General features: G+C 69.2%; 13 protein-coding genes. 11 read left to right on the forward strand and 2 right to left on the reverse strand.

Annotated features, from left to right (window positions below; all coding sequences use genetic code 11):
• Positions 1–1683 (reverse strand): AAA family ATPase (locus CON77_RS13580; protein WP_232788544.1); only part of this gene is annotated, 1683 nt, incomplete at its 3' end.
• A 322-nt stretch (positions 1684–2005) separates the two neighbouring features.
• On the opposite strand from CON77_RS13580, the gene CON77_RS13585 reads away from it, so the two are divergent.
• From CON77_RS13585 to CON77_RS13630, 11 genes are all read left to right on the forward strand, one after another.
• Positions 2006–3205, forward strand: coding sequence for a threonine ammonia-lyase (locus tag CON77_RS13585; protein ID WP_101049987.1), 1200 nt, complete (start codon positions 2006–2008; stop codon positions 3203–3205).
• Positions 3206–3251: 46 nt separating this feature from the next.
• The gene (locus tag CON77_RS15390; RefSeq protein WP_198552388.1) at positions 3252–3395 is read left to right on the forward strand and encodes a hypothetical protein; all 144 of its coding nucleotides are present in this window, start codon (positions 3252–3254) and stop codon (positions 3393–3395) included.
• Between the two features lie 69 nt (positions 3396–3464).
• Positions 3465–4019 (forward strand): peptide deformylase, encoded by a 555-nt coding sequence (locus tag CON77_RS13590; protein ID WP_101049989.1) that lies wholly within the window; start codon positions 3465–3467, stop codon positions 4017–4019.
• Between the two features lie 43 nt (positions 4020–4062).
• Positions 4063–4284 (forward strand): DUF3820 family protein, encoded by a 222-nt coding sequence (locus CON77_RS15640; protein WP_255408211.1) that lies wholly within the window; start codon positions 4063–4065, stop codon positions 4282–4284.
• Positions 4285–4615: 331 nt separating this feature from the next.
• Positions 4616–6484, forward strand: coding sequence for a phosphoenolpyruvate carboxykinase (GTP) (locus tag CON77_RS13600; RefSeq protein WP_101049993.1), 1869 nt, complete (start codon positions 4616–4618; stop codon positions 6482–6484).
• A gap of 183 nt (positions 6485–6667) precedes the next feature.
• Positions 6668–6880 (forward strand): hypothetical protein, encoded by a 213-nt coding sequence (locus CON77_RS13605; RefSeq protein ID WP_157826973.1) that lies wholly within the window; start codon positions 6668–6670, stop codon positions 6878–6880.
• Positions 6881–6896: 16 nt separating this feature from the next.
• Positions 6897–7679 (forward strand): MbnB/TglH/ChrH family RiPP precursor modification enzyme, encoded by a 783-nt coding sequence (locus CON77_RS13610; RefSeq protein ID WP_101049997.1) that lies wholly within the window; start codon positions 6897–6899, stop codon positions 7677–7679.
• Entirely contained in the window at positions 7652–7936 is a 285-nt protein-coding gene (locus CON77_RS13615) for an HvfC/BufC family peptide modification chaperone (protein WP_101049999.1), read from the forward strand. Before CON77_RS13610 ends, CON77_RS13615 begins: the two co-directional genes overlap by 28 nt.
• The gene (locus CON77_RS13620) at positions 7887–8384 is read left to right on the forward strand and encodes a DoxX family protein (RefSeq protein WP_101050001.1); all 498 of its coding nucleotides are present in this window, start codon (positions 7887–7889) and stop codon (positions 8382–8384) included. Before CON77_RS13615 ends, CON77_RS13620 begins: the two co-directional genes overlap by 50 nt.
• On the forward strand, positions 8381–8953 hold the full coding sequence (locus CON77_RS13625) for a sigma-70 family RNA polymerase sigma factor (protein ID WP_101050003.1): 573 nt from the start codon (positions 8381–8383) through the stop codon (positions 8951–8953). Before CON77_RS13620 ends, CON77_RS13625 begins: the two co-directional genes overlap by 4 nt.
• Positions 8950–9171: a hypothetical protein gene (locus CON77_RS13630; RefSeq protein ID WP_101050005.1), complete on the forward strand. Its 222-nt coding sequence runs from the start codon at positions 8950–8952 to the stop codon at positions 9169–9171. The genes CON77_RS13625 and CON77_RS13630 overlap by 4 nt, the downstream gene beginning before the upstream one ends.
• 45 nt (positions 9172–9216) lie before the next feature.
• Here the strand turns inward: CON77_RS13630 and CON77_RS13635 are convergent, their stop codons facing one another.
• On the reverse strand, positions 9217–9576 hold the full coding sequence (locus CON77_RS13635; RefSeq protein WP_101050007.1) for a hypothetical protein: 360 nt from the start codon (positions 9574–9576) through the stop codon (positions 9217–9219).
• Between the last annotated feature and the right edge of the window lie 56 nt (positions 9577–9632).

Genomic DNA, 9632 nt, shown 5'->3' on the forward strand with positions numbered 1-9632 from the left:
GGGCCGTTCCAGCGCCTGGGCCAGGTGTTCGGCCAGCGCGGTCTTGCCGGTGCCGGGCGGGCCGAAGAAGCAGAGCGTGCCGTGGCCCCGGGCGCGCAGGGCGGCCAGGACGCGCGGCAGGTCGTGGCGCGAGGCGGTGTGCAGCCATTCCAGGCCGTAGCGCAGGGGGCCGGGCCGGGCCGCGCCGCCTTGGCGGCGGCCCAGGGCCTGGTCGGCGTGGGCCAGCTGGCGTTCGATCAGGCGGTCGTAGCGGTCGGGCGGGGCGTCGCCGGTGGCTGGGGCTTCGGGGGTGGCCAGCCGGGCAAAGCGCAGGGCGGTGCCAATCTGCGCCGGCGTCAGGCCCGGCCGTTCGCTCAGGCGCCGCACCAGCGCGTCCGACACTGGCTCGCCGTCCAGCGCCTTGCGCACCAGCTGTTCGCGGGCGCCGGGGGGCGGGCTTTTCAGCTCCAGGTGGTAGGCAAAGCGGCGGCGGAAAGCCGGGTCGATCTGGTCGATGCGGTTGGTGACCCACAACGTGGGCACCGGGTTGCCTTCCAGCACCTGGTTGACCCAGGCCTTGCCGCCGACGCTGTGCAGGGCCTCGTGCCCGGCGCGCCCGCGCGGGCCGTCGCCGGGCAGGGCGGGGAACACGTCTTCCACCTCGTCGAACAGCAGCGCCGAGCGCGCCGTGCCTTGCAGGAAGGCCTGGGCGATCTGCAGTGAGCGGTAGCGGTCGCGCCCGGCCAGGCAGTGGCCTTCGCGGTCGGCGTATTCCACCTCGAACAGTTCCAGCCCGGCGCTGTGGGCCACCACCCGCGCCAGTTCGGTCTTGCCGGTGCCGGGTGGTCCGTAGATGAGGACGTTGACCCCGGCCTCGCGCCGCGCCACGGCGCTGCCGAGCAGGGCGCAGAGCAGCTGCGCGTCGTCGTGGACGAAATCGAAATCGGCCAGGGCCAGCTGCGAGCGCGTGGCCGGGCGGGTGAACACGGCCATCAGCTCGTGGTGGTGGCGGTACTCGCGCATCAGCACGGGCGGCAGGCGCTCGCTGACCTTCATCAGGTCGCCCATGTCGGTGATGTTGTGTTCCGACAGCAGGTTTTCCACCAGACCGATGCGCTCCAGGCGGGAGCCGGCGCGCAGGGCCTCGGCGATGTCGGCCGGGTCGACGCCGGCGAGGTCGGCCAGCGCGGCGTGGGCGTCGGGCGCGTTGTGCACCTTGCATTCCACCAGCAGGTTGCGCAGTTCGCGCTGGTAGCGCGCCAGCGTGCCGTAGAGCAGCAGGGCGCGTTCGGCGCGGTTGAGCTGCAGCAGTTCGGCCAGGGTGTCGATGTTGCGTTCCACCAGCGTCGGGCGCTCGTCCAGGGCCCGGTCGAGCCAGTCGCCGGTGGCCGAGAGGACGGCCAGCACGTCTTTCGGGGCCTCTTTGGCGTAGTCGTCCAGGTGGAAGAACAGGGTGTCTTCCTCGAACGGCCCCTGCCACACGCCAAAGCGCTCCAGAAAGGCGTTGGGGGTCAGTTCGGCCTGGCCGTCCCACCATTCGTGGTCGCGGCAGCGGTGTTCCAGGAAGCCGCGCAGCCGGTGCAGCACGGTGGCGGGCCAGACCAGGTGCCGCCCGGCCAGGGCGAGCAGGGTGCCGAGGTCGCGCCGCAGGTTGAAACGCCCGCCCTGGCGCACCGCCAGCGTCAGCGCCAGGCGCGAACACATCAGGTCCAGCACCGGGGCGTCGCGCAGGCCGGGCGGTTCGAGCAGCGGCCCCCGGGGCAGGGGGCGGCGCGCGCGCGTGCGCCGCAGCGGGGCCGCCGGGCTGGGTTCGGGGCCGGGCGCAGGGTCACGCTCGCGCAGCAGCTGCGCGGGGGCTTTGCTGGAAGTCGAACGCCTGACCATCCGATGTCTGCTCCTGCCGAACCGGGTTCGCCCCCGGCTGGGGGCCGGCCCATGTGGGGCGAACCATAACCCAGCTTGGCCGAACAGGGAAGGGGTGCGGGCGCCCATTACAAACCGGCCATCCGGCGCCACAATCACGGGCATGATCGACTTACACGACATCGAACAGGCCGCCGAACGGCTGCGCGGCCAGGTGCTGCAGACGCCCTGCGTCGAATCCCGCACCCTGTCCCAGCTCACCGGGGCGCAGGTCTTCCTCAAATTCGAGAACCTGCAATACACCGCTTCATTCAAGGAGCGCGGCGCCTGCAACAAGCTCAGCCAGCTCGACGCCGCCGCGCGCGCCCGGGGCGTGGTGGCCATGTCGGCCGGCAACCACGCGCAGGGGGTGGCCTACCACGCGCAGCGCCTGGGCTTGCGCGCGGTGATCGTCATGCCGCGCTTCACTCCGGGCATCAAGATCGAACGCACCCAGGGCTTCGGCGCCGAGGTGGTGCTGCACGGCGACACCCTGGACGAGGCCCGCGCCCACGCCCGCGCGCTGGCCGAGCGCGAGGGCCTGACCTTCGTCCACCCCTACGACGACCCGGCCATCGTCGCCGGCCAGGGCACGGTCGGCCTGGAAATGCTGCAGCAGCAGCCCGACCTGGACGTGCTGGTGGTGGCCACTGGCGGCGGCGGCCTCATTGGCGGGGTGGCGCTGGCGGCGCACGCGCTCAAGCCCGGCCTGCGCGTGGTGGGCGTGCAGACGCAGCGCTTCCCGGCCATGGTCAACGCCGTCACCGGCAGCCACTGGCCGCAGGGCACGACCACCATCGCCGAGGGCGTGGCCGTGGGCACGCCGGGCGAGTTGCCGCTGGCCATCGTGCGCGAACACGTGCACGACTGGCTGCTGGTGGACGAGGGCGAAATCGAGCACGCCATCGTGCTGCTGCTGGAGATCGAAAAAACCCTGGTCGAAGGCGCTGGCGCGGTCGGTCTGGCGGCGCTGCTCAAGCACCCCGAGCGCTTCCGCGGCCAGAAGGTCGGGCTGATCCTGTGCGGCGGCAACATCGACCCGCTGCTGCTGGCCTCCATCATCGAACGCGGGCTGGTGCGCGCCGGCCGGCTGGCGCGCGTCAAGGTCAACGCGCGCGACGTGCCCGGCAACCTGGCCCGCATCACCGCGCTGGTGGCCGACGCCGGCGCCAACGTCAACGAGGTGCACCACCAGCGCGCCTTCAGCCTGTTGGCGGCGCAAAACGTGGAAATCGAGCTGGTGCTGCAGACCCGCGGGCCGGCCCACGTGCAGCAGGTGGTGCAGGCGCTGCGCGGCGCCGGTTTCGAGGCCGCCGTGGTTTGATTAAAATCAACGCATTGCGCTTTTTGACATACCCAGGAGTTCTTGCATGTCCCACGCCCCCCACACCGAGCAGCCCAGCGGCGAGATCGATCCCGTCGAGGCCATCGTGCCCGTCATCCCCTGGCTGCTGCCCCTGGCCGGCGGCGTGCTGATCTTCCTGCTGGCCTTCATCGCCGTGTTCATGGCCTGAGGCCCTGCTGAACTCAGCCCAGACAACCGGCCCGCGAGCCGGTTTTTTTGTGCCACCGGACCCGAGCCCATGACCGTGCGCGCCATCCTGAAAATGGGGGACCCCCGCCTGCTGCGGGTGGCCCAGCCCGTGCCCCTGGCAGACGGGGAGCCACCGCCCGCCTTCCTGGCGGCCTTGTTGCGCGATCTGCGCGACACCATGCGGGCGGCCCACGGCGCCGGCCTGGCCGCGCCCCAGATCGGGGAAGACTGGCAGGTGGTGGTGTTCGGCAGCGGCCAGCCCAACCCGCGTTACCCCGAGGCGCCGGTCGTGCCGCCGACGGTGCTGGTCAACCCGACCCTCGAGCCCCTGGGCCCCGACACCGAGGTGGACTGGGAAGGCTGCCTGTCGGTGCCGGGCCTGCGCGGGCGGGTGCCGCGTCACCGGCGCATCCGCTACAGCGGCTGGGGCGAACACGGCGAACGCATCGAGCGCGTGGTGGATGGTTTCCACGCCCGGGTGGTGCAGCACGAATGCGACCACCTCATCGGCCGGCTCTACCCCACCCGCATGACGGACCTGACGCAACTCGGCTACACCGAGGTACTGTTTCCCGGCCTGGACCCGGGCCACGGCGATGACTGAGGCCCATGGCGGGCCGCCCTCCGGGCCGGGCCTGCCCGAGCCGCTGGAATTCCACCCGGAGCGGCTGCTCCAGCTCGTCACCGTGCCGATGCCCTTTGGCAAGCACGCCGGTCGCCTCATCGCCGACCTGGATGGGGGCTACCTGGCCTGGTTCGCCCGCGAAGGGTTCCCGAACGGCCAGATCGGCCGCCTGCTGGCCTTGATGCACACCATCGACCACAATGGGCTGCGGCCCTTGCTCGACCCCCTGCGACGGGGGCCTTGAGCCGCCGCCCCGGCCCTGCAGGCCCGTCGTGGCACCAGTGCTGCTCATGGCTTCATGCAATTTTTGCATGGCTCTGTCAGGTACGTTTTGCGGCCTTTTCTTAAAATAGCGGACCCTACCGGTCCCGGTCAGGCGCGGCCTCGATCCCACCCGACGCTCCCGCGCAACACGCTGCTCGCCACCGCCCAGCAGCCTTTCTCCGTTCGGACCTCTGACGCGACGCGTCCGAAAAGGGATATGGAAAAGCCCCGTGCTCCGGCTTGCTCGGACGCCCGGTTGCCCCTGCAGCCGCTTTCCCACATCCACTTTTCTGACCTTTGGAGTACATCCGATGAACGCACCCGTGATGCAGGGCTTGACCATTGAAGCGCCCTCTTACGTCAAGAACGCCAAGCTGATCGCTTGGGTGGCCGACATGGCCGCACTGTGCAAGCCCGCCCGCATCGAGTGGTGCGACGGCTCGCAGGAAGAATACGACCGCCTCTGCCAGCAACTGGTGGACGCCGGCACCTTCAAGAAGCTCAACCCGGCCAAGCGCCCGGGTTCTTTCTTGGCCTGGACCGACCCGTCCGACGTGGCCCGCGTGGAAGACCGCACCTACATCTGCTCGGAAAAGCAGGAAGACGCCGGCCCGACCAACAATTGGATGGCCCCGGCCGAGATGCGCGCCACCCTCAACCCCCTGTTCGACGGCTGCATGGCCGGCCGCACCATGTACGTGGTGCCCTTCAGCATGGGCCCGCTGGGTTCGCACATCGCCCACATCGGCATCGAACTGACCGACAGCGCCTACGTGGTGGTGAACCAGAAGCTGATGACCCGCATGGGCAAGGCCGTGTACGACGTGCTGGGCGCCGAAGGCGAGTTCGTGCCTTGCGTGCACACCGTGGGCGCCCCCCTGGCCGCCGGTGAAACCGACAAGACCAGCTGGCCGTGCAACCCCACCGTCAAGTACATCGTCCACTACCCCGAAACCCGCGAGATCTGGTCCTATGGTTCGGGCTACGGCGGCAACGCCCTGCTGGGCAAGAAGTGCCTGGCGTTGCGCATCGCCTCCACCATGGGCCGCGACCAGGGCTGGCTGGCCGAGCACATGCTGATCCTGGGCGTGACCAACCCGCAGGGCAAGAAGTACCACATCGCTGCCGCTTTCCCCAGCGCCTGTGGCAAGACCAACTTCTCCATGCTGGTGCCGCCCGCCGCTTTCAACGGCTGGAAGGTCACCACCATCGGTGACGACATCGCCTGGATCAAGCCGCACGCCGACGGCAAGATGTACGCCATCAACCCCGAAGCCGGTTACTTCGGCGTGGCCCCCGGCACCAACACGCTGACCAACCCGAACTGCATGGCCAGCCTGCACCAGGATGTCATCTTCACCAACGTGGCCCTGACCGACGACGGCGACGTGTGGTGGGAAGGCATGGAAAAAGACAGCGGCAACCTGCCCGCCCACCTGATCGACTGGCAGGGCAAGGACTGGACGCCGGCCATCGCCAAGGAAACCGGTGCCAAGGCCTCGCACCCGAACGCCCGCTTCACCGTGGCCGCCACCAACAACCCGGCCCTCGACCCGCAGTGGGACGACGCCAACGGCGTGGCCATCGATGCCTTCATCTTCGGCGGCCGCCGCTCCAACACCGTGCCGCTGGCCACCGAAGCCCGCACCTGGATGGAAGGCGTCTACATGGCCGCCACCATGGGCTCCGAAACCACCGCCGCCGCCTTTGGCGCGCAAGGCGTGGTGCGCCGCGACCCCTTCGCCATGCTGCCCTTCTGCGGCTACAACATGAGCGACTACTTCCAGCACTGGCTCGACATGGAGCACAAGCTGGAAGAAAGCGGCCACAGCCTGCCCAAGATCTTCTGCGTCAACTGGTTCCGCAAGGGCGCCGACGGCAAGTTCGTGTGGCCCGGCTACGGCGACAACATGCGCGTCATGAAGTGGATGATCGACCGCCTGGAAGGCCAGGCCCAGGGCGAAGACCACGCCTTCGGCATCAGCCCCACCTACGACGAAATCAACTGGGACGGCCTGGACTTCAGCCGCGAACAGTTCGCCTCCGTGACCGACATGAACCCCGAGCACTGGAAAGCCGAACTGGCCCTGCACACCGAGCACTTCGAGAAGCTGGCCTACCACCTGCCGCAAGAGCTGGTGGACACCAAGGCCAAGATGGAAGCGCGCATCCTGGGCTGATCCCCGCCGGGGGCTGCGTCCCCGGGTCCGAAAAAGCCGCTCACCGCGAGGTCGAGCGGCTTTTTTGTGCCTGCACGGCCCGACGGTGGGTAAAAAATGTTCAAAAACTTGTCAGGAACTGGCGGGTGGGTGCGACAGAAGGGGTGTGCACGCCGTGTGCACCTGAACCTCCTGGAGATCACCATGAACCTCAAGACCATTGCCACCCTCGCTGCCGCCGTGGTGGCTTCTTCTGCCTGGGCCGCCGCGCCCGCCGACCAGAAATGCGGTGCCGGCACCTGCGGCAAGAAGGAGTCGTCCTGCAAAAAAGGCGAGAACTGCGACGCCAAAGAGGCCGCCTGCAGCAAAAAGGAGGCGTCTTGCAGCAAGAAAGAAGCGGGCTGCGCCAAGAAGTGAGCCCCGGGAGTGCACCATGATCGGCTTGGGTTACCGCCGCGAGATGGCCGACTGGGACCTGTCGGCCACCGGGGCCGATTTCTTTGAAGTCGCCCCGGAAAACTGGCTGCGCCGCGACCGCGCCCCCTTGCACCGCTTGCGCGAGGGGGGCCGGCCGGTGCACCTGCACGGGGTGTCGCTCAACCTGGGTGGCCACTCGGCGCTGGACCCGGTGTTTCTGCGCGGCGTCGGTGCGCTGATGGACGAGCTGGGCACCGACCGCTATTCGGACCACCTGGCCGCCAGCGGTGACGCGCACCAGCTTTACGACCTGTTCCCCATCCCCTGCACCCAGACCGAGGTGGCCCGCGTCAGCGGGCGCATCCGGCAGGTGCAGGACGTGTTGGGCCGGCGCATCGCGGTGGAGAACAGCACCTGGTACACCAATGTGGGCGACATGCCGGAAGCGGCCTTCCTCGCGGCCGTGGCCGAGCGCGCCGACTGTGGCATTTTGCTGGACCTGAACAACGTCGCGGTGAACCAGAAAAACCACGGTGGCCTGGGGCCGGCGGCGTTCGTGGCCGAACTGGACCCGGCCCGCGTGAGCTACCTGCACGTGGCCGGACACGAGTTCGATGCGCGTTTTGGCCTGCACATCGACACCCACAGCCAGCCGGTGGAGGCGCCGGTCGCGGCGCTGGCGCGCGAACTGCAAGGCCGCCACGGCTGGCCGATTTTGCTGGAGTGGGACAACGACGTGCCGGACGCGGCCGTCATCGCCCAGGAGCTGTCGTGTCTGCGGCCTTTTTCGACTACGTGAGGGGCCGCACCGAGGTCCCGCCCGCGGGCTACACCGAGGCCGGTCTGCGCGTGTACCGGCACCTGGTGTACCTGGGCGCCTGCCAGGTGGTGGAGGTCAGCTTCCCCACCTTGCGCGCGGCCCTGGACGAAGACGCGTGGCGCCTGTTGCTGAAAGACTTTGTGCGGCAGTCCGCCTGGACCTCGCACCACTGTGGAGATTTGGACCATGAATTCACCGACTACCTGGCGCGCTGCCGTGCAGACGGCGACGCGTGACCTGGGGCTGCTGGCCCTGCGCCTGTGGGCGGCGCAGGAATTCGTGTTGGCGGGGTACACCAAACTGGCCGGGGGCTGGGCGGCGCCGGCCTGGTTCGCCGGGCTGGACTTCCCGTTCCCGCACGGCCTGCTGAACGCCGACGCCAACTGGCTGCTGGCGGGCGTGGGCGAGGTGGCCCTGGGGCTGGCGCTGGCCTTGGGCGTGTGCAGCCGGCTGGCCGCGCTCGGTTTGCTCTACATCACCTACGTGGCGGTGTACACGGTGCACTTCGACCTGGGCTGGGCCGGCTGGAACCAAATCGAGACCGAAGGCGGCCTGGGCTTCAAGGTGCCGCTGATGCTGGCCGTCATGCTGCTGGCCATTGCCACCCAGGGCGCGGGACAATACGCCCTGGACGCCTGGCGCCGCCGGGCGCGTCACCCCGCCACGGAGGCCACCCCCGCATGAGCCCGCCCGCCGAACTGGCCCTGTGGTCGCGCGAATGGCGCGGCCCCATGCTGCGCTTCGCGCAGTTGCACCTGCAGCCGCGCGAGGAGGCCGAAGACGCGGTGCAAGACGCCTTCGCCGCCCTGCTGGAAGTGGGGGCGGCCGTCTGGCAGCAGGCCGAACCGCGGCGTTACCTGTTCGGCATCCTCAAACACAAGATCACCGACCGGTTGCGCCGCAAGTACCGCCCCGAAGTTGGCTACAGCGAAGCCTTTGCCGACGACATCGACCAGGTCTTGTTCACCGAACGCGGCCATTGGGTCGACGGCGTCGCCCCGGCGCGCTGGAGCACCCCGGAGGACGTTTTGCAAACCGACCAATTTTTTGCCGTGGTGGACATTTGCGTGCACCGCCTGCCGGCCAAACCGGCCCGGGTGTTCAGCATGAAGGCCCTGCTGGAATGCGAGGCCGGCGAAATCTGCGACACGCTGGGCTTGAGCCAGGCCGATTACTGGCAGTGCATGAGCCGGGCGCGCAAGCAGATCCAGCTGTGCCTGACCCAACACTGGTTCGAAGGAGCCGCGCCATGATGTCGTGCCGTGAATACGTCTTTGCGCTGACGTCGGGGCGGTTGGAAGAGGCTGGCCCCACCGAGCGCTTTTGGGCGGCACAGCACCGGTTGATGTGCCGGCGGTGCCGGGCTTTCACCCACAACGACGCGGCGCTGGACCGGATTCTGCAGGGCTACCAAGCCCATGTGCAGCGCCAGACCGAAGACGGGACTTCCGGGCCGGCGCCGGAGGTTTGAGGTGGGGGCGGGGTGCCCGGTACCCCGGTGGCCGCGGCGGGCGGCTCAGGGCGCGGTGGTGTTGATGGGTGGGTGGCCGAAGCGGCGGCGCCGGGTTTCGGCGCGGGCTTGCGCGCGGTCGCGGCCCCAGGCGTTGAGGCGCTGCATCACGCGCTGGCCGATGCGTTGGGCGGTGCCGGCCAGGAACAGGCTGCCGGCGAACACCACGGCCCACAGCGCGACCCAGGCGGCGAACAGGTGCTCGTCGGCCCAGGTGTCCATGAGCTGGCTCACGATGCCGGCCAGCGCGGCCACGGCCGCGGCCAGCAGCACGGCCGCGATCGGCCGGCCCGGCGTGGTGTGGGCGGCGGGACGGTGGGCCGGTGCGGCAGCCGGCGCAGGAGGGCGGTGGGCGTAGGTGTTCATGGTCTGCAGATGCTGCGATGCAACATTAGAAGAGGTGGGATGTTAGGAAAATCCTG

It is taken from the genome of Macromonas nakdongensis, from assembly GCF_002837145.1.
In the GTDB taxonomy this organism is placed as follows: Bacteria; Pseudomonadota; Gammaproteobacteria; order Burkholderiales; family Burkholderiaceae_C; genus Macromonas_B; species Macromonas_B nakdongensis.

Bases quoted from the DNA above. Each gene is read 5' to 3' on its own strand.
- CON77_RS13585 (WP_101049987.1), top strand. From the start codon at position 2,006: ATGATCGACTTACACGACATCGAACAGGCCGCCGAACGGCTGCGCGGC.
- CON77_RS15390 (WP_198552388.1), top strand. From the start codon at position 3,252: ATGTCCCACGCCCCCCACACCGAGCAGCCCAGCGGCGAGATCGATCCC.
- CON77_RS13590 (WP_101049989.1), top strand. From the start codon at position 3,465: ATGACCGTGCGCGCCATCCTGAAAATGGGGGACCCCCGCCTGCTGCGG.
- CON77_RS13600 (WP_101049993.1), top strand. From the start codon at position 4,616: ATGAACGCACCCGTGATGCAGGGCTTGACCATTGAAGCGCCCTCTTAC.
- CON77_RS13605 (WP_157826973.1), top strand. From the start codon at position 6,668: ATGAACCTCAAGACCATTGCCACCCTCGCTGCCGCCGTGGTGGCTTCT.
- CON77_RS13610 (WP_101049997.1), top strand. From the start codon at position 6,897: ATGATCGGCTTGGGTTACCGCCGCGAGATGGCCGACTGGGACCTGTCG.
- CON77_RS13620 (WP_101050001.1), top strand. From the start codon at position 7,887: ATGAATTCACCGACTACCTGGCGCGCTGCCGTGCAGACGGCGACGCGT.
- CON77_RS13625 (WP_101050003.1), top strand. From the start codon at position 8,381: ATGAGCCCGCCCGCCGAACTGGCCCTGTGGTCGCGCGAATGGCGCGGC.
- CON77_RS13630 (WP_101050005.1), top strand. From the start codon at position 8,950: ATGATGTCGTGCCGTGAATACGTCTTTGCGCTGACGTCGGGGCGGTTG.
- CON77_RS13635 (WP_101050007.1), bottom strand. From the start codon at position 9,576: ATGAACACCTACGCCCACCGCCCTCCTGCGCCGGCTGCCGCACCGGCC.